At 30.5% G+C, this 20,810-nt stretch carries 16 protein-coding genes; 3 read left to right on the top strand and 13 right to left on the bottom strand.

Going from position 1 to position 20,810, the window contains the following annotated elements; translation table 11 throughout:
- The 13 genes from BR82_RS0101355 to BR82_RS0101295 all read right to left on the bottom strand — a co-directional run.
- Positions 1-4,639 (bottom strand): discoidin domain-containing protein (locus BR82_RS0101355; RefSeq protein ID WP_027088688.1); only part of this gene is annotated, 4,639 nt, incomplete at its 3' end.
- Between the two features lie 225 nt (positions 4,640-4,864).
- A complete protein-coding gene (locus tag BR82_RS0101350) occupies positions 4,865-6,562 on the bottom strand; it encodes a sensor histidine kinase (protein WP_240474481.1) in 1,698 nt (565 codons plus the stop codon).
- Positions 6,555-7,238: a response regulator transcription factor gene (locus BR82_RS0101345; RefSeq protein WP_027088686.1), complete on the bottom strand. Its 684-nt coding sequence runs from the start codon at positions 7,236-7,238 to the stop codon at positions 6,555-6,557. Before BR82_RS0101345 ends, BR82_RS0101350 begins: the two co-directional genes overlap by 8 nt.
- Before the next feature lie 12 nt (positions 7,239-7,250).
- Positions 7,251-7,910, bottom strand: coding sequence for a phosphate signaling complex protein PhoU (phoU, locus tag BR82_RS0101340; RefSeq protein ID WP_034863851.1), 660 nt, complete (start codon positions 7,908-7,910; stop codon positions 7,251-7,253).
- 9 nt (positions 7,911-7,919) lie between these two features.
- On the bottom strand, positions 7,920-8,675 hold the full coding sequence (gene pstB, locus BR82_RS0101335) for a phosphate ABC transporter ATP-binding protein PstB (protein WP_027088684.1): 756 nt from the start codon (positions 8,673-8,675) through the stop codon (positions 7,920-7,922).
- A 1-nt stretch (position 8,676) separates the two neighbouring features.
- Positions 8,677-9,543 carry a phosphate ABC transporter permease PstA gene (gene pstA, locus BR82_RS0101330; RefSeq protein WP_034863847.1) on the bottom strand — a complete coding sequence of 289 codons (867 nt, stop codon included), beginning with the start codon at positions 9,541-9,543 and terminating at the stop codon, positions 8,677-8,679.
- Entirely contained in the window at positions 9,536-10,468 is a 933-nt protein-coding gene (pstC, locus tag BR82_RS0101325; protein WP_027088682.1) for a phosphate ABC transporter permease subunit PstC, read from the bottom strand. The genes pstA and pstC overlap by 8 nt, the downstream gene beginning before the upstream one ends.
- A 9-nt stretch (positions 10,469-10,477) precedes the next feature.
- The gene (locus BR82_RS0101320) at positions 10,478-11,311 is read right to left on the bottom strand and encodes a phosphate ABC transporter substrate-binding protein (RefSeq protein ID WP_027088681.1); all 834 of its coding nucleotides are present in this window, start codon (positions 11,309-11,311) and stop codon (positions 10,478-10,480) included.
- Between the two features lie 122 nt (positions 11,312-11,433).
- Positions 11,434-12,432: a helix-turn-helix transcriptional regulator gene (locus BR82_RS0101315; protein ID WP_027088680.1), complete on the bottom strand. Its 999-nt coding sequence runs from the start codon at positions 12,430-12,432 to the stop codon at positions 11,434-11,436.
- Between the two features lie 9 nt (positions 12,433-12,441).
- Entirely contained in the window at positions 12,442-13,074 is a 633-nt protein-coding gene (locus BR82_RS0101310) for a hypothetical protein (protein ID WP_027088679.1), read from the bottom strand.
- A 113-nt stretch (positions 13,075-13,187) separates the two neighbouring features.
- Complete coding sequence (locus tag BR82_RS0101305; RefSeq protein ID WP_027088678.1) at positions 13,188-15,494, bottom strand: HAD-IC family P-type ATPase; 2,307 nt, start codon at positions 15,492-15,494, stop codon at positions 13,188-13,190.
- Between the two features lie 165 nt (positions 15,495-15,659).
- Entirely contained in the window at positions 15,660-16,829 is a 1,170-nt protein-coding gene (locus BR82_RS0101300; protein ID WP_024721943.1) for an aminotransferase class I/II-fold pyridoxal phosphate-dependent enzyme, read from the bottom strand.
- Positions 16,829-17,320, bottom strand: a complete 492-nt coding sequence (locus BR82_RS0101295; protein WP_027088677.1) for an Lrp/AsnC family transcriptional regulator — start codon at positions 17,318-17,320, stop codon at positions 16,829-16,831. Before BR82_RS0101295 ends, BR82_RS0101300 begins: the two co-directional genes overlap by 1 nt.
- A 147-nt stretch (positions 17,321-17,467) precedes the next feature.
- Between BR82_RS0101295 and BR82_RS0101290 the strand changes: the two genes are divergently transcribed.
- The 3 genes from BR82_RS0101290 (at position 17,468) to BR82_RS0101280 (ending at position 20,475) form a co-directional block, all read left to right on the top strand.
- Positions 17,468-18,499, top strand: coding sequence for a lactonase family protein (locus tag BR82_RS0101290; RefSeq protein ID WP_027088676.1), 1,032 nt, complete (start codon positions 17,468-17,470; stop codon positions 18,497-18,499).
- A 27-nt stretch (positions 18,500-18,526) separates the two neighbouring features.
- Entirely contained in the window at positions 18,527-19,201 is a 675-nt protein-coding gene (locus BR82_RS0101285; protein WP_027088675.1) for a TIGR00266 family protein, read from the top strand.
- A 110-nt stretch (positions 19,202-19,311) separates the two neighbouring features.
- Positions 19,312-20,475, top strand: a complete 1,164-nt coding sequence (locus BR82_RS0101280; RefSeq protein WP_027088674.1) for an AraC family transcriptional regulator — start codon at positions 19,312-19,314, stop codon at positions 20,473-20,475.
- Positions 20,476-20,810 lie beyond the last annotated feature (335 nt).

Below are 20,810 nucleotides of genomic sequence, written 5' to 3'. Positions count from 1 at the left end.
CTGCTTCTAGGGCTTCTTTAAATGCTGTCCATGAAGCTGATGTATAGTCTTTTTCAACGTAACTGTTTGCTTCATTGATCAAGGCTTCTAATTCGCCCTTATCACCTTTTACAAATTCCAACATCTGCATTACTTTTGATAAACGTGTAAATGAAGCATTGACTGTTTCCTGACTGACACTGTCATCATTTAAAACCATATTTGCTTCTTGTAACGCTGCTTTAAATTCATCAACGACAATAGGAACAACATTAGCTAACTGTTCTTCAGTTACGTTATTTGCCATTTCTACAGCTATTGATAATGCTAATTTATCTACATCTTTTACATCATTTTCGTCTAAAACTAATTTAACCATCTTTTCCGTTAAATTACGTTTAGCTAATTCAACTTCATTTGCATCAGGAGCTTCTGAATTAGCAAGTTCTTTAGCAATTACAATTTGATCTTGCAGAGCTGTCCATGACTCTTTAGTGTATCCGATATTTTTAATGCTTTCAGCTTTTTCAATCACTGTATTTAATCCATCAATATCTGCAGGGACATCAGCACGATGTAATTTAATTTCTGATGCACTACCGTTATTATTTACCGCTTTAACATATACAAGACGAACAAATTTAGTTGTAACAGAATCAAATTCAATTACTTTAGTGCTAGAATCAGAACTTAATGTTCCAGTTTTAATGGTATTCCAATTTGTACCATCATCACTAATTTCAATACGATATTCAGTTACATTACCATTAGAACCAGTTTGTCGTGGTGTATAACTCAAACCATTGATTGCTGTTGGTTCGTCAATTTCAAGAGCAAGCCAATGAGGCATCGTAGTAATTGTCCAGTCTGTATGCCACATTGTTCCCGTATCATTATCTAATACATTACTTGGATTAGAACCATCACGCTGATAAGATGATGCTGTAGCTGTAAGTTTAGAATTATCAACATAATTCACATTAAGTTGCGCTTTTAATTCTAAATTTGCTAAAGCGTTTGCCAACTGAGTTGCATATCCATCAACTATTTCTTGCATTGAAGCTGGAAGATCTTCACGAATACTATCGATCACACTTTGTAAACGAGCTACTGATTCATCTGTAAATACTGATAGATCATCTAATACTAAATCTAAATATTTATTTACCTGACTATAATCTGCCTTTACATAATCTGTTGCTTTAATAATTTCATTGATCTGTGTTGTTAGATCTTCGATTTCTGTACTATCTGGATCATATATTTTAAGTAATTCTTGAGCTTGATCAACTAATGCCTGTAACGTTGCATTATCTTTTTCTTGTAATAATGCATTAGCTGTCATCATAGCATAATCAAGGCTCATTGTAGAACTAAATGTTTTATTCTCACCAATTCTAATATCGTCGACATAACCAGCAAAAGCATTCGTCTCACTTCCAACTCTTTCAAGCGGGAACATTGTTGTTGCAAGCAATGGTCTTCCTTCGATCTTTTCACCATCACCTAAAACATCGACTAATTTACCATTAACATAAAGTGATGTCACATTATGTTCATTTTTGAATTCAAGTTCTACCCATTCATTTATAGGTAATTCATAATCAAATGAATAATCATGATTTTCTCTTGAAAATCCAACTTTACCAGTATCTTTTTGAACAGCCTTAATTGCACCATAATCACTTTCAAATAAAATTTGTTCATCATTACTACTTGATGTTCGCTTAACCTTTACTCTTAAATCATTACCTAATCCCGCTGTAGTAACCGGTGAAATCACATAGCTCTCATCACCATTTAGTTTAAGAGCATTTTTTCCATCCACAGATACAATAGAAGCATTAGTTCCAGCTGTTAAATCACGATTATTTTCACTATTATCCACTAATGAATCCATTGGATAATTAGCAATAATGCCATCTTTGCTATCAACATCATATCCAAAATTAGTTCTAGGAGCATCACCTAATGTCGCTCTTGTAGTATTAGCTTCATTTAATGATTTAGTTCCTTTACCCCATAATTTAGCCCCAAATAATGGAATAGCATTTTCTATACGATCATAAACATCATATTCACTAACACCATTTTCAAGATAATCAGTCATATCATTCCATACTGCAAATGCACCACCGATCATTTGTTTATCACCAGCTGGAATAGTTACACCACTAATCGTATTGATATCTAAATTATAAAGAGTGTTATCATATAAATAGTCATAATAATATCCAGCGTTAGGAACAATATAATAATTTCCATCATTACAATTAATCAAATCATAACCCTGTTCATACATTTCATCCATGTTAGCATAACCAAAGTTCCATAAGTTCATTTGTACGCCTTCACTTCTTACAGGTGTTGTACCACGACATTGTGATAAACTTCCCCAAATACGAGCTGTACGGCCTGTTTCTTGAACATATCCTAACATATCATCAGAGAATTTACGATATGCTTCTTTATCTGCATTATATTCATCTGCACCAACATGTACAATTGTCTGTTCATCAAATACAGGATCATCGTCTGTTAAATATTCATCAAAAATACTTTGAACAAAATCAAGGCATTCATCGTATTTATCACGTAATGCTAAATGATCATTATTTCTACCACTTGTTCCATGACGTAAGTCAGGCCGTACTTTAGTAAGTGCTAATGAATGAGCCGGCGTATCAATTTCAGGTACAATATCTACACCATAAGTTCTAGATTCTTTAATAAAGTCTCTAAATTCATCTTTTGTATAGAACATATCCGTACTAGTTAAATCAGCTTGATTTAATCCATTATTGCCACCTGCTTTAACATCAGACTCTAATCTAAATGCTGAATATGCACTCATTGGATCAGCAACATTTTCTAATCCAATCAAATTATCATTTAAATGTACTTGGAAATCATTCATTTTATACCAAGACATTTGTTTAACTACTTGCTTTAAATAATCTAAAGTAAACGCTTTTCTTCCTACATCTAGAATAAATCCACGTACTTCATATAATGGGTAATCTCTTGTAATACCACAAGGAATATCATTTGTTTGTTTAATACTTTGTAAAATAGTTCTAGTAGCCCAATAAGCACCTGTTGTCGTTTCCGCTTCAACTTCAACATATTCATCAACAGTCATTAAATATCCTTCATCTTGAAGTCCCTTGCTTGTATCGTCAGTTAAAACAAAATAAAAATCACCACTTTGTACGTCCGCTTGAGTTCCTTTAATGATCGTTAACTCTTCACCAGTCATATCTTTATAATCAGCTATTAATGCATTAGCAACATCTTGTAATTCATCGCTTGCAATAATAACACGACTGTTACTTGAAATCGTGAAACTTCCAGCATCACCTTTCCATTCTGCTAATTCAGGTAAAATATCTGGAGCCTCATTATCACTATCATTTGTTTCGTATTTACCAGGTACAGTAATTTTAATTTCTTTAAATTTATAATCATTTGTTTCTTCATCAGTAACTTTGAATGAAACAGATACTTCTTTATCAACTACCGGCTGATAAATCGTTAAATCATCATCAATTACCTGCTCAAAATCAGTACCATTATACTCAACCTTATACCCTTCAATTTCTGGTAAATTAACAGACAATTTCTTATCGCCTTTTTCAGGAGCATCTACAGTAATAGCATTTAATACTTCGCCAATCGTTAGTTTAGTATCTGGATTACCACCATATACTTCCATTTCATAAATAGAAACTGTATTCCATGTAACTCCTCCATCAGGATCTGTAGATGTATGTGAATCAATCAATAAACGTACATAACGAGCACTATACACTTGATCTAATTCGATTTTTTCATCAATAGATGCCGGACGATCATTGAAGTCTTTAACTGTTGTCCAATCGTCTTCACTCATTGGATCACTTAACTCTTCAGCAATTTGGAGTTTATAACTAGTTGCTTTTCTATTTTCCCAGAAAATTTTTACAACTTTAACATCTAAGACCTCACCTAAATCAACATAGATCCAGTCTGGTCCATTACCAATATTGCTTCCCCATCTTGAAGATCTTGAAGTAGTATCACCGTCAGTAGCATTTGCTGCTCTTACGGAGTTTGCTTCAATTGAACTCGCAACTGCAGTTTTATGCAAAGCAACATTTTCAGTTGGATCTTGATACTTTTCATCAGTATTTAATACTTTAAAATCTCGGCAAGAAACATTAGGATATCCTTTTACTTTTGTTACTTCAAGTTTAACATAGCGTCCCTTAGCAGCTTGAGCCAAAAGATCTTCAGAAGTCTTACTACTATTTTCAGTTCTAACAACAACTGGTGTACCCCAATCATTTACATCATTTGACACATAAATATTGTATTCTTGAGCATAAACTGAATCGCTTTCCCAAATCATTTGAAATTTATTCATTTCATATTCTTGTCCCAAATCAACATAGGCCCATTGCGTTGCATCATTTTCTGATGACCAGCGACTTTCTTCATCACCATCAGTTAAATATGATGCCGGCATTGTACTGTATTCAGCACTAGCAACAACCGTTTTGTTTAAAGCCAGATTATTACTAATCTCTTCAGCCGATACATTAATACCTAAAGAAAATGCACTTGTAAGACACAAAACCAGAGCTATTAGACCTTTGCATATCTTATGCATAATTTTCATCGTTTTTTTCCATCTCCTTTCTTTGAAAAATGATTACATATAGTTTCCCTTTTACTTTAAGAATCTATTAAATATCTGCTCGTTATAAATTTTTATTATTTAAAATATTCTTAAAAATAGTATACAGAATCGCAAATCCTATGTAATCCCTTTCATGTAAATTATCTAATATTTATCAGGAAATTACAAGTTATTTTAGCTTCAAAAAAATTTAAATAGCCATAACTACCTGTCATGGCTATCTAAATTTTTTGGTAAAACAACTTTAAAAGTTGTTCCCTGACCCAATTTACTTGTAAGCGTAATATTTCCTTGATAATACTGTACGATATGTTTGACGATTGCTAATCCAAGACCTGTACCACCTGTCTCTTTATCACGACCTTGATCACATCTAAAGAATCGCTCAAAAACACGTCCTTGATCTATTTTTGAAATTCCTCTTCCAGTATCATTAACTTCAATTACAATATTCCGTTCTTGATCATAAGATTTAATTGTGATACTTCCATTTTGAACATTATATTTTATTGCATTAGTTATTAAGTTACTTAATAACTGGTACATGTGCTGATGATTCGAAATATAAACTATATCAGAAATTTCTTTATTTACAGTTAAATTCTTTTTATCTATTTCTACTTGCATTGTATCAATTACCTCATTAACCAATGGCTCGATATGAACTGGATGTTTAATTACATCGATATCTTTGTTTTCTAATCGTGAAATCATCAAAATATCATTGATCAATGATGACATGTTATTAACTTCATCATGAATTTTATCTAGTGCTCTTTTAGATGCTTCTTTATCATTAATAACACCTGTTTCTAATAATTCACTATATCCTCTAATTGATGTCATTGGTGTTTTTAACTCATGTGAAACGTTTGAAAAAAATTCCTGACGCATTTTTAAAGCGTTGTGCTGTTCGGTAATATTAACGAATAATAACGTTACCCCATAATCAACTTTTGCAATATAACAATTATAAAACTGTTTCTCTTTTTCTATTTCTATCCTTTGCTGTTCTTCATCTAAATGATCTAAAATATCAATAATTTTAAAATCAAAAATAAAGTTCTTGATTGAATCGCCTAATTTAATCGTATTATTGTATAATTTTTGAGCTTTACGATTAACCATCAGCACATTTAAATCACTATCTAATAAAATAAAACCTTCCTTCATCTGATTTAAAATACCATTAATTTTAACCTGTTCATCTTTCAACTTCTCCATAGTATCATGAATAGTCAAAGCCTGTTCTTCAAGTTTAGAAGCAATAATATTAAATTCATCATACTTATAATCATCAAATACCAATTCTCGATAATCTTTCATTTTTGTTATTTGCGTATTGATATCCTGAATTGGTGCTGTTAACGTATCTGAAAAACGTTTTGATAATACCATAGCAACAATTAAAGAAATACCAGCACCAATCCCTAAAGGTTTTATCAAAGTTGGTAAATTATCAAAAATTCCATCATACGGAAGTGATAAACGAACGACTCTTCCATTATTATACAAAGCTACATATAACATATTACGTCCCACTGTATTTGAATATCTAGTCGCATAGCCAACGCCTTCACTTAAAGCCTGTTTCACCTCTTCACGACTTTTATGATTTTCTGATATATCTGCTTCACCACTATCAGCAAGTACATTTCCATCAACATCAATAACAGTTAATCGCGTATGATCATTATATGCTAGAGGATTTAAAGCATCTACCTGCTCTTTTATATCTTGATCATCATCTAATTGATAATCAACTAGTTTAACAGCATAAAGCATATCTTGTTTCGTATTTTCCAGCATTTGATTTGACAATATGACCATTGATATGCTAGTAGATAATATTAAAGTTACAAGTAATACTGTAAAAAAATAGCGAAAAATCGTTTTATTCACTATTATCACCTTCTTCGTAGAAACGATACCCTACACTACGAACAGTCCGAATATATTTATGACCATCATCTTTTAATTTGCTGCGTAAAGCCCGAATATGAACATCTAATGCTCTAGATTCTCCAACAAAATCATAACCCCAAATCTCATTTAATAACTCTTCACGTTCTACAACTCGATGTTTGTTGTCCATCAAATATACTAATAATTGATATTCTTTATTAGTTAATTCTACTTTCTGACCGTCTAATTTAACGATTCGCGTCTGTTTATCAACAATAAGATGTTTAGTCTTGATAATATCACTTGTAACATGGCGTCTAAGTAAAGAACGAACTCGTGCTTGTAGTTCAAGAATTCCAAATGGTTTTGTCATATAATCATCCGATCCACTATCTAAACCATTTACTTTATCTATTTCACGATCTTTAGCACTTAAAATTAATATTGGTAATTCATTATTAGTTTCTCTAATTTTTTTTATTGCCTCTATACCACTCATCTTTGGCAACATTAAATCAAAAATAGCAAGTGAAGGTGTCTCTTTAGAAATCATATCTAAAGCATCAATTGCATTATTAAATTGAACAACTTCATAACCATTGCTCACTAAAGCCAAATTTATAATCTCGCGAATATTTTCATCATCCTCAACTACAAATATACGTTCGCCCATTACTAATCCTCCTTAAATTAAACGATAATTATCAACCGTTCCGGTTTGATTAAATTCGATCCATTCACAAATATTTACTGCATGATCACCAATTCTTTCGAAATATTTTGCAATCATCAAAAAATTAATGACAAGATCAATATTTTCTTTATCTTCATTTACTATTTGTACTAATTCTACCTTAACATCTTCAAATAGTCCATCCATTTGGCTTTCTAATTCTTTTATTTTTGCAGCTTTTTTCAAATCATGTTCATGAAATGCTTCAATCGATCCTTTAACCATATCTCTTGCTAGACGTGCCATATTAGGAATATGTTCAACCATTTTATAAGGACATTTAACATCTGTTTCCAATAAGATTTCTGCAATATCAGCACTTTGATCACCAATTCTTTCCAAATCAGTAACTACCTTTAAAGCTGTTGAAACATTTCTTAAATCACTAGCAATTGGCTGCTGTTTCAAAATTAAAGATAAGCAGCGTGCTTCGATCGTCCTTTCCATATCATTAATAACTTTATCACCAGATAAGATATCGCGACATAATTCACGATCACCACTTTTAAAGGCTGTAATACAATTTTCAATTGCAAGAACAACTAAATGACACATTTTATCTAAATCAACATGCAATTTATTCAAATCTTTTTCAAAATTACTCCGTAACATTTTCTTCTCCTATCCAAATCTACCTGTAATATAATCTTCTGTGCGTTTATCTTTAGGCATTGCAAAAACATCTTTAGTCTCACCATATTCAACCATTTCTCCAACAAGGAAAAAAGCTGTATAGTCAGCAATTCGACTAGCCTGCTGCATATTATGAGTAACGATTGCAATCGTATAATCTTTTTTCAATTCTAACAGCAGTTCTTCTATTTTTAATGTCGAAATAGGATCTAGAGCACTTGTTGGTTCATCTAATAAAATTACTTCTGGTTCTACAGCTAAAGCTCTAGCAATACATAAACGCTGCTGCTGTCCTCCAGATAAACCTAATGCACTAGTGTGCAAACGATCTTTTACTTCATCATATAAAGCTGCTGCTTCTAATGATTTTTTTACGATCTTATCTAATTCTTTTTTACTTTTTATGCCATGAATTCGCGGTCCATAAGCGACATTGTCATATATGCTCATGGGAAAAGGATTAGGCTGTTGAAAAACCATTCCTACTTTCTTTCTTAAAATCGTTGTATCAACCCGACTGTCATAGATATCTTCTCCATCTAATTTTACATCACCTGTAATCTTGATTCCCTTAACATAATCGTTCATACGATTCAATGTTTTCAAAAACGTTGACTTACCACATCCTGAAGGACCAATAAAAGCTGTAATTTTATTTGATTTAATATCTAAATTAACATTTTTTAAAGCATGTTTTTCACCATAATATAAATCTAGATTCTTTGCTTCAATTTTATTTTCCATTTTACTTCACCTTATTTACATCAATTTTGCTTGAAATTAATTTTGCTAAAAAATTTAATAATAAAACAATTACAATCAATACAAGAGCAATTACAAAAGCTGTTTCATAATTAGCTTTGGCCATTTCCAAATATAATTGAATCGTAAGTGTAGCTCCTGAACTCGTTAAATGAGTAAAAATATTTTTTGGTAACACACTTACTGATCCAGCAGTAAACAATAATGCTGCTGATTCGGCAACAATTCGCCCCATCCCTAAAATTATTCCTGTTAAAATTCCTGGCATAGCACTTGGTAATAAAACTGTTCTGATCATATACCATTTAGTTGCTCCAATTCCTAGTGCTGCTTCACGATAACTTTTTGGCACTCCTTCTAATGCTACTTGAGTATTTCTAGAAATAATTGGTAAGATCATAATTGCAAGTGTAAATGACCCTGTCAAAATTGAGAACTTAAATTTTAATAAATTACCAAAAAACAACATTCCAAATAGCCCATAAATAATTGAAGGAATTCCTGCTAAAACTTCTGTTGTAAAAGAAATTACGCTTACGAATTTCTTGTTTTTTGCATATTCATTTAAATAAATTGCACCACCGATACCAATTGGACATGCAATCAATAATGTAATAACAATAATATATAAAGTATTGATAATATTTGGTAAAATTCCGATCGTACCTTTTAAAATACTAGTTGTATTAACTAAATATGAAAAATCAAAATATGGAATACCACGATATAAAATATAGCCAATACAAACAACTAAAATCAGCACTGATAAAGCACTGCAAAATTGAATCAAAAAATTTAAAGCTTTATCGCTAATCCGCTTTTTTTTATCTAAAATACTAAGATTATTCATGCTGATCTCCTTTCTTAATAATAAATGTTAAAATCAAATTAATAATTATAATAAAGACAAATAAAACTAAACCAATGGTAAAAAGTACTTCACGATGAGTTCCAGAAGCATATCCCATTTCTGAAACAATACCCGTTGTTAAAAAACGTACTGAATTAAATGGTAATGGTGCATTTACTGAATTACCAGCAACTAATAAAATTGCCATGGCCTCACCAATTGCTCGACCGACTCCTAAAACTATAGCTGACATGATTCCTGATTTAGCACTAGGCAATACTACTTTAAAAATCGTTTGAATTTGACTAGCTCCAAGTGCTAACGAACTTTTACGATAATCGTCAGGTACAGCATTTAAAGCTGTTTCTGTAATATTGATCAAAGTTGGTAAAATCATGACTGCTAAAACTAAAATTGCTGAAATTAAATTAGCCCCACCTGTAAACTGATGTGTTTTTGAACCTGCAAATATCATTAATTCTAATTTATACATAAACGGACAAATCAATAAGATTCCTAATAACCCATAAACTACTGATGGAATCCCTGCAAGCAGTTCAATTGCAGATTTAACAATTTTTCTTACCTTTGGATTTGCTAATTCAGCTAGATTAATAGCCGTAAATAATCCAATTGGTACCCCTATACAAATTGCTAAAAAGACACCAACAATCGATGTAAGTATAATTAAAAGAATTCCATATTGCGGATCAGCAGCTGTTGGTGCCCATACGCTACCAAACAAGATTTCTGTCAATCCTTCTTTAAATATTGCTGGCGTACCAGAAATAATCATATATCCTGTAATAGAAACTACTGCAATGATAGACATAATAGCACAGCCACGAAATATAATCGCGGCTGTTTTCTCCACCAAAGATTTTGTTTTTCTATTACTAATAATAGATAACATATCTTTTTTCATAACAAACTCCTATTTTGGACTTACTAAACCTACAGCTTTAAGAACTTCTTGTCCTTTTTCACTTTCAATAAATTCAAATACTGCTTGTACTTTTTCACTTTGTTCACTAATTTTACCTTTAGTTGCCATTACGAATGGTCTTTGTAAAGTATAGCTTCCATCTTTAACTGTTTCTTCGCTAGCTTCAACATCATCTAATTTTAAAGCCTTAACACTATCAGTTATATTATCTAAAGAAACATATCCGATAGCTCCTTGTGTTTCGCCTACCTTAGCAACAACAGCTCCAGTTTCATTTAATTCTTGAGCATATTTACATGCATCTTCAATTCCTAAAATTTCTTCAAATGCACCACGAGTTCCAGAACCAGCTTCACGACCCATTACAACTATCGCTTGATCGTCACCACCTAATTGTGACCAGTTAGTAATTTCACCTGTGTAAATCTTTTTTAATTGATCTGTAGTTACATTATCAACTTTATTGCTAGGATGCGTGATAACTGCAATACCATCAATTGCAACAATATTTTCTTCTAATCCTTCAGCTTTTTCTTCATCACTTAAAGCTCTTGATGAATCTCCAATATCAGCAGTTCCTGCTAAAACTGCCTCAATTCCAGCACCTGAACCAGTAAATTGTGGTTCTAATGTTAAGTTTGGATAATCTTCTACAATTGCTTCTTTTAATGCGTTAACAAATTTTTCCATTGAAGTAGAACCATTTAAACTTACACTTCCACTTACTTCATTACTTCCTTCACCTGTATCACCTGATCCACCACAGGCAGTTAAACCTAAGCATAATACTAATGTTAATAAAATTCCTAATACTTTTTTCATATTCTTTTAATCCCTTTCTTCTTACTATCTTAAGACACCTATATAATAAGAGAATTGTATCTGATGATATATCAATAAATTGTATTTATTATGTTAAGTTTATGTAAAGAAAAACAAGATCCTTATTCAGAATCTTGTTCATACATTCTTAACATTAAATTTAATCTCTTTTTGATAATTTCTTTTAAATCTAGTGGTAATAATACTTGAACATTAGTTTGTAACATCATCAGCCAGCCAATCAAACCATCTGATAATGCAACATTTTTTATGATTGCTTCTATTTTTCCGTCATATCTTTTACTCACAAATATTTCTTTTCCAAATTGATTAACAACTTCTTTTAAAATTTCCTGATTAAATCTTATTTTTAAATCTATTCGATTTTTACTAAGATACATATTAACATTTTTATCAATCTCTTTTAACATATCAAACTGTTCTTGGATATCTATATAATTACTATTATGATTTCTGACTAAACGGATTCGATCAACACGATAAACACTTAAACTATTTTCTCTTTTACTAAAATATCCAATCAAATAATAATTAGATCCTTTCAAAATTAATCTATAAGGTGAAACTACATACGTATCAAAGCCCTGATTACCATTAGTATGATAAACCTCTGAAAGCTCATCATCTATAACATCATAACTTACATATTTAAATGCAATATTTTTTCGCATGTTAATAGCTTTAATAATTGTTGTAAGGGTTAATAAAAGATCATAATCTAATACATTACTTTGCTTGTCTTCAATATTTATCCTTTCAATTTGACTAGATGAACTTAATAACAATAACTTATCAACCATTTCTTTAGCTGATTTTTGATCTAAATTAGGGTTAAAAACGATACTATCTATTAATATTTGTAATTGACCATCATCAAAAAATGCATCTTCAATAATATATCCCTTACTTTTAATAGTTTTTATTAATTGCTTATTAGTTAGACACATATAAAAACCATTGATTCGATCAATCAAGCTATATATAGTTTTTACATTAAGAAACAATCCATACTGTTTTAAACACTCCTGAATTTCTTTTGCACTGATTGCTCCATTAGTTTCATTAATAATTTTATAAATATAGTACATTTTTTTACCCATAAGATTCTCCTATCCTGTTGCAAGATTCAAAGGCATATGTTTCTTTTTAGAATATCTTAAATATAGACGAGGACTAAAATTATATAACGCTGGTAAAAAGCGCTCAAAGCTATGATCAATAGTAATATATTCTAAATGCAAATATGCTTTTTTATATTCCTTTTCTAATAACAAAATATAACTGGCTAAATAATGATAACGCTCAAAATCTAAATTTAAACGATTAGCTAAAGCATCAATCAATGATTCAATTATTTTTTCATTAAAATTAATTAAATGTCTAATTAGACAATATGTTTCTACTGAAAAGTCACCCTTATCAATAATATAATTTAATAACTTATATTTATATATTAATAACGGCTGATAGTGCGTATTTAATAAAATATTCATAAATATTAAATGATTCTCCATTTCATCAAAATCAACACTATCATCGATCAATCTTTTTATTTTACTAAAAATCAGTAACTGTAAATCTTTTCTCTTATTAATTTTATTTCTAATAATTCTTATATCGATGCTGCTGTTAATAACATCATCAAGATCCTGCTTCCAATAACTTTCTCCGATTTTTAATAAATAACTTTTAACTGCTATGATATCTTTATCGATAACTTTTTCATAACTTTGTATTTTCATAATCAACCACTCCTTTTATCACTTATATTATAATAAATTTCAAAAATTCATGATTCGAGTTACCCCCATTATAACACCGAAATTTCGGTGTTAAAATTAAAAAGTTGAAAAAATTATGAAAATCGTCTATTTTTTTTCATCATAAAATGAATTTTTCTTTCTATAAACAGACCCAGCACTGACCAGCCAAAGGCCATTAAAAATAAGCTTACACTCATTTTAGCAAGATTTAAAGTTTCATAAAATAATAATACCGCACTACTAAAACCGCCTATCATAATAATACAAATTAAGAGTCTTAACTTTGTAAAAGGAAAGCAAGAACGAATTACTGCTGCCATTGAAATAATTCCTAAAACCAAATACATTAATGTTACAGATTCTAAATCATTTAATTTAAAAATCGGTGTTAACAACATAATTAAAATAAAAATAATAATAATGCTTATTGCACTACTAAAAGCCTTACTTAATACCTTAGGTAAAAAACATCCTCTTATTTTTCTAATATCTGATTCAAAAATCGTCATAAATGAAGGCATTGCTTCAATCAAAAGATCAATTAAAGTAATTTGTAAAGGAATAAACGGAAACTCTTTATTACAAATCACACAAAGCAAAGACAATAAAATCGTATAAATAGTTTTAATGAAAAAAACACCTGCCACTCTCGTAACATTATTTACAACTTTTCTTCCTTCCAATAAAACATCAGGTAAACAAGTAAAATCAGATTTTAATAATACAACTTGAGAAATTTGTTTAGAAGCATCACTCCCATTAGCAATAGCAATCGAACAATCTGCTTCCTTTAATGCTAACAAATCATTTACACCATCTCCTGTCATAGCAACCTGATGCCCTGATTCTTTTAAAGCCTTGACGATCAATTTCTTTTGATTAGGCGTAACACGACCAAAAACAGTATAATCTTGAACAATATTTTCTATTTCATCATCAGTAACTTTAGTCATATCGATTCCTTGTTGAAAATCAAGAACTCCAGCCTTTTTGGCAATTGCTGTAACTGTCTTAAGGTTATCCCCAGAAATTACTTTTATATTAATTCCTTCATGATGAAAATATTCTAAAGTTTCTTTAGTTTGATCTCTAATTGTATCTGATAAAACGATTATCATTAATGGCTTTAATTTAGGTAGTTCTGTTCCATTAATTTCCTTTGATGTATGTCCTATGCCAATAACCCGCATTCCTTGATCCATAAAAGTTTTTATTTCTTCTGACAATTCATCTTGAATTATCTTTTCTACCGCCCCAACAACAACTGTTCCAATTTCATTAAACTCTACAGCACTCCATTTTCTCAATGAAGAAAAAGATATTTTATTTATACTTTCATACATATTATTTTTACTAAAATAATCTTCCAAGGCTTGAAAAGTAGCATTATTATCATCACTTGCACTTAAATAGGAACCCATTAATTTTTCAATTTGACAATTTTCCAGTGAATCAAGTTCAAATACTTGTTCTACTTTCATCTTTCCATTCGTTATCGTACCAGTTTTATCCAAACATAAGACATCAACATGTGCCAAAGTTTCTAAAGAATATAGATCTTGAATCAAAACATCTTTCTTCGCTAACCTTGTTATTCCATTAGCTAATGATACACTTGTAAGTAATACCAAACCTTTAGGCAGCATACCTAATAATCCAGCTGCCGAAAAAACAACGGCATTAAATAAAGTATCTTGTCTTAAATATAATGCTTCTACAAATAAAATAATTCCTAACGGTATGATCATAAAAGTAGTAAGTTTTGTAATCTTTTTCATTGAATCTATTAATTCTGAATTAGTTTCTTTGACTTTTTGAGCCTCTTTAACAAGTGCTGTAGCATAGTTATTATCTCCCGTACTAATAACTCGAGCATAACATTTACCAGATACTACACTACTACCTGATAATAATTTTGATCCCGCTGTTTTATTAATTGGATCAACTTCCCCAGTAAGAAGCGCTTCATTGGCTTCAATCATCCCTGCAACAACAATTGCATCATTGCATACTTGGTTTCCACTTTCTAAAACCAGAATATCATCCATTACAACTTTACTAATATCAATAGTTTGTACTCTACTGTCTCGAATTACTGTTATTAGTGGTTTAGTAAGTATTGATAATTGATCGACCTGTTTTTTAGCCTTGATCTCTTGAATAATACCAATTATTGCATTACATACAATAATTGCCATAAAAATGGTATTAGACCAGGCTTTAACCATGACTAAAGCAATAAAAATTAAAAAATTAAGTAAATTAAATAATGTCAAAATATTTTCTTTAAATATTTGATAGTATGTTTTAGAAGCAGATTTGCTAGTGCCATTGACTAATCCCTTATCGATTCTTTCTTGAACTTGGCTGCTGCTAAGACCTATCTGATAATTTTCCATTATTACATACCTCCAAATTTTTACCTATTATAGTATAAATCTTTCTAGGATAATATTAACTTTACAAACACTTAACAATATTGTTAGCTATAATTTATACATTAAACTTCTAAGTATGTAATCTTTTATTTTTTAAATAAAAAGAATTAACAAAAATGTTAATTCCTATTTATTTAATTTATCTAAAAATTTCTTGATTCTTGAAGTTGCCTCTTTGATTTGTTCAATAGAATAAGCATAAGACACTCTAATAAACCCTTCTCCAGCTTCACCAAAAGCATTTCCAGGTACACATGCCACTAACTGATCTTTTAACAATTCTTCACAAAATTGCTCTGAAGTCATTCCTGTAGATTTAATACATGGAAATACATAAAAAGCCCCTTGTGGTGTAAACGTATGCAATCCCATATCATTAAATGCTTTGACAATATAATTACGTCTTAACATATAGGCCTGGCGCATTGCTTCAATTTCGTTATCACAATGACGCATTGCTTCAATAGCTCCATATTGTGCTCCGGTAGGTGCTGACATAATTACATATTGATGAATTTTATTCATTGCTTTTGTTAAAACTTCATTAGCTAAAACATATCCTAACCGCCATCCAGTCATAGCATATGCCTTTGAATAACCACTGACTAAAATAACTTGATCTTTGATTTCATCAAACGAAGCAATTGAACAGAATTTTTGTTCATAAGATAATTCAGCATAAATTTCATCAGTTATAACAATTATTTCATGTTTTTTAATAATCGGCACTAGTTTAGCGTAATCCTCTCTAGTCATAAAACCACCCGTAGGATTACTTGGATAATTTAATAAGATTGCTTTTGTCTTAGGAGTTATTGCAGCTTCTAAAAGTTCAGGCGTTAATTTAAACTCATTGTCTTCTTTAAGTTCAATATTAACGACCTTTCCACCAGCTAAGGCTACCCCAGGCGTATAAGCAACATAACTTGGTTGTAATAAAATTACTTCATCACCGGGATTGATCAATGCTCTAAAAGCTAGATCAATAGCTTCTGATCCTCCAACAGTAACAACACATTCTTTAGCATAATGATAGTCTAAATTAAATCTTCTTTTTTGATAACGACAAATTTCTTTTCTTAATTCAACTAAACCCTGGTTAGCTGTATAGAAAGTTTTCCCCTGTTCAATTGAATAAATTGCAGCTTCTCTGATTTTCCAAGGTGTATCAAAATCTGGTTCTCCTACCCCTAATGAAATAACTCCTTCCATTTCATTAGCTAAATCAAAGAATTTACGGATTCCACTTGGTGGAATCTTTTTTACTGTATCATTTAATACTTTATTAAAATCCATTATGGTGTTACCAATAATCTTTCTGCAGCTTCTTTATCATCGTCATCAAAACTAATACCATTATTTTTATATTGCTTTAATACAAACATTGTTGCAGTACCAGTTACACCATCTAACGGTGCTAATTTAGAGGCAACAAAACGGGCGGCTTCTTGCATAGTATGTCCTTTAACAATCGCAACAAACTCAAAACTTCCACTTAATAAATACATCGTATCTACTTCAGGAAAAGCATAGATCTTTTTAGCAATACGATCATATCCATATTCTCTTTCAGGTGTAGCGTTGATTTGAATCAATGCCATAACATTATCTTTATTAGTACGATCCCAATTAATGATCGTATGATATCCACAAATAACTTTATCTTTTTGCAACTGATCGATTGCATTAACAACATTATCTTCACTTTCATTTAATGCCATGGCTAAATCCGTCACTTCCATTCGCGCATTATTATGAAGTAATGTCAATAATAAGTTTTCATCCATTTTTCTACCCTCCAATTTATTTTACTCATTATATAACATTTTATGTATAACGTAAAGATTAAGCCGACATAGAATAATTTAAAAATCCATTGATATCGCTCCCTTTATTTAATATTTGTGCTAAAATAAGATATAGGAGGTTCATATATGCAAACATTTTATGTATCAAGTTATGGAAAAAATGATAATAAGGGAATATATATTATTAATTTTAATGAAAATACAGAAGAATTTTCACTTGTACAACATATCATAACCAAAGATTATCCATTATATATGATCATTAAAAATAATATTTTATATATCGCCTATAAAAATGCTAGCCGTTCAAATACTGGCGGGGGACTGGGTAGTTTTTCTATTTATAAAGATGAGTTGATCATTAATAACAATTATAACTCTAACGGTCGTTCTTATACCCATTTATGTATTAGCGATAATTCACGCTATCTTTTTGCAGCTAACTATCACGTTGGAGCTACTGCTTCATATTTATTAGAAAATTATTATATTAAAGAAAAAATTAGTGCTATACATCATACTGGTTTAGGTCCTGACCTACTTAAAAGACAAACTGGACCCCATTGTCATTATGTAGGAATTACACCAGATAAAGAATTTGTCTACGCTGTTGATTTAGGAGCTGATAAAATAATTATGTATACTTATCAAAATGGTAAATTAGAGGAAGCTCCAGATCATACCTTAAATATCGTTCCTGGTTCGGGTCCTCGACATATGATTTTTTCTCATGATGGACAATTTGCATATCTTGTCAATGAAATTTCTAATAACATAATGGTTTTTAAATATCGTGATAAGTATTTTACGCTAATTCAAGTAATTCATACTACGCCCCATCATTTCCATGGCTTTTCTAGTGCTAGTGCAATTCGTTTAAGCCACTCTGGTAAACATTTATTTGTTTCAAATCGTGGCCATGACAGTATCGTTTTATACCGAGTTAATCAAGAAACTGGTAAATTAACATTATTGTATATGGTTCATACAGGAAAAAATCCTCGGGATTTTAATATCATTAATGATAAATATTTAATCGTAGGCGCTCAAGATGATAATGAGATTGAATTATTAACATTTAATGAAGAAAAAGAAGAATTAGTACGAACAGCAAGTACCCTTACTATTCCATTACCTATATGTATTGCAATTAAGTAAAAATTTATATGTACAAGGAGGTCCAATATGGATTACGAAATCAAAGGAGGAAATCTTCCTGTTGTCATTTGCCATCTAAAAAAAGGTGAATATATGCTCAGTGATAGCGGTGCGATGAGCTGGATGGATCCTGTAATGAAGATGGAAACAACAAGTGGCGGATTATCAAAAGCTTTTGGCAGAATGTTTAGTGGTGAAACTATTTTTCAAAACCGTTATCAGGCTACTGAAGATGGAATGATAGCTTTTGCTTCATCTTTTCCAGGTAGTATAAAAGCTATTAAAGTTAATCCCGAACATGAGATCATTATACAAAAATCAGCATTTTTAGCTGGAAGTGGGAATATTGAAATGTCCGTATTTTTTAATAAAAAAATTTCTTCTAGCTTAATTGGTGGTGAAGGTTTCATTATGACAAAAATCAAAGGAACTGGTATTGTATTTTTAGAAATTGATGGCTCTGCAATTGAATATGATCTACTACCTGGTCAACAAATGATCGTTGATACAGGTTACTTAGCAATGATGGAAGCAACATGCACCATGGAGATTCAAAGCATAAAAGGAGTTAAAAATAAATTATTAGGTGGTGAAGGTTTTTTTAATACCCTAATTACCGGCCCTGGTAAGATCATTTTACAAACTATGCCAATTAGCGCAGTAGCAATTAACTTAATTCCATTTCTACCTAATGGAAAATAATTGCAATTTATCAATAATAACATTTGCAAAAATTGTATTAAAAAGTATACTATATATGTATATTTTAGACATGTGTAATTAGACCAACTAATTATACAAGGAGGTTTTCTATGATTAATAAAACATCAAGTATTGAATTTAAAAAATATGGCTCTACTTATGAAGATCATTTATCAGTTACAGACAATTTAATATGTAGAAAATTAAATACATCAGGAAGGGTTATTAGCCATATGTACTGTTTTTCATGTGCAGTATATATAGAACTCACTGAAGGAATTGCTTCCATCTTAATTGGTGATAGCCTAGATTCAGATAAATTAGAAACATTTGCTATTCATCGTTATTTAAAAATTGAAGCAAATAAGTATTTTAATATTATTCCTTTATCACAAGAAATTGAAAGTTACTTAATTACTCCTTCAAATTACAATTTAAAAACTGAATTTTTAAATCCTCCATACGTTTATAAGCCAATTGTATCTAAATTAAAAATTGAAGAAATTCTTGGTTACTATTATGTAATCAAAAGTCCTAATTACCGTTTTAAAGGCGAAGCCCATAAGCATTACGAATTAACATATGTGGATCATGGTAGTCTCGATACAACAGTTGAAGGGACAACGTATACATTAAATAGTTATGATTTAATGCTATATGGACCTGAACAATTTCATACTCAACAAATCACAACCAATAAATCTTGTTCTTATCTAACTGTTATTTTTGATATGGAAATTATCGAAGATGATTTAATTCTCAATCGTGTGTTTCATTGTGATAATGAACTTCATAACATATTCAATAAATTTGTTAAAGCTAGTTCAAATTCATTACCATATTCAAAAACACTTATGCTTTGTTATTTACAAGAAATCATTATCTTATTAACACAATATGATTTATCAATAGATCAAAAGCGTGTATCAACAGGATCAATGCAACATTTTCAAGATGAATTATTGCATGAGATTCTAGATTATATGAACGAAATGATTACGGAACCTTTGACTATTGAAGAAATTTGTCATAAATTTTCTATTTCACGCTCATCTTTACAAACTCTATTTAGAAGCAACTTAGAAATCTCACCTAAAAACTATATGGTTCAAATAAAATTACAAAAAAGTAAAGAACTCATTCGTGAAAATAAATACACGATTAGTGAAATAGCATTTATGCTGGGCTTTAGCTCAATCCATTATTTTTCTAGAACATTTAAGCAGCATTTTAATCTTACTCCAAGTGAATATGCTAAAAAAATATATAAATAAATTTATATACTCAAGACACTAAGCAAGGCTTACATCTGTAAGCCTTGCTTTATTATCTTTACTTATATCTTTTTTTCTATTTTATAGAACGCTAGTGTTGCAAGCACTAGTCCTGCAAATGGATATAACATATTTGTTGTATCACCAGCTTTTTATGAATTACTTGTTTCCAATCCAGCAATTGCCTTTGCTAAAACTTCTTTGGCATTATCGACTTCAGCCTGACTTACTTCTAGATCATCTAATACTGCCATCGCTTTTTTCTAAAGAATTTTGCACCATATTCCATGTCTCACCATTATCATCACTAATCTGCATGATCAGTAATCCTTTTC

The organism is Thomasclavelia saccharogumia DSM 17460 (genome assembly GCF_000686665.1).
GTDB classification, from domain to species: domain Bacteria; phylum Bacillota_I; class Bacilli_A; order Erysipelotrichales; family Coprobacillaceae; genus Thomasclavelia; species Thomasclavelia saccharogumia.
This window is presented reverse-complemented; position numbering and strand designations above follow the sequence as displayed.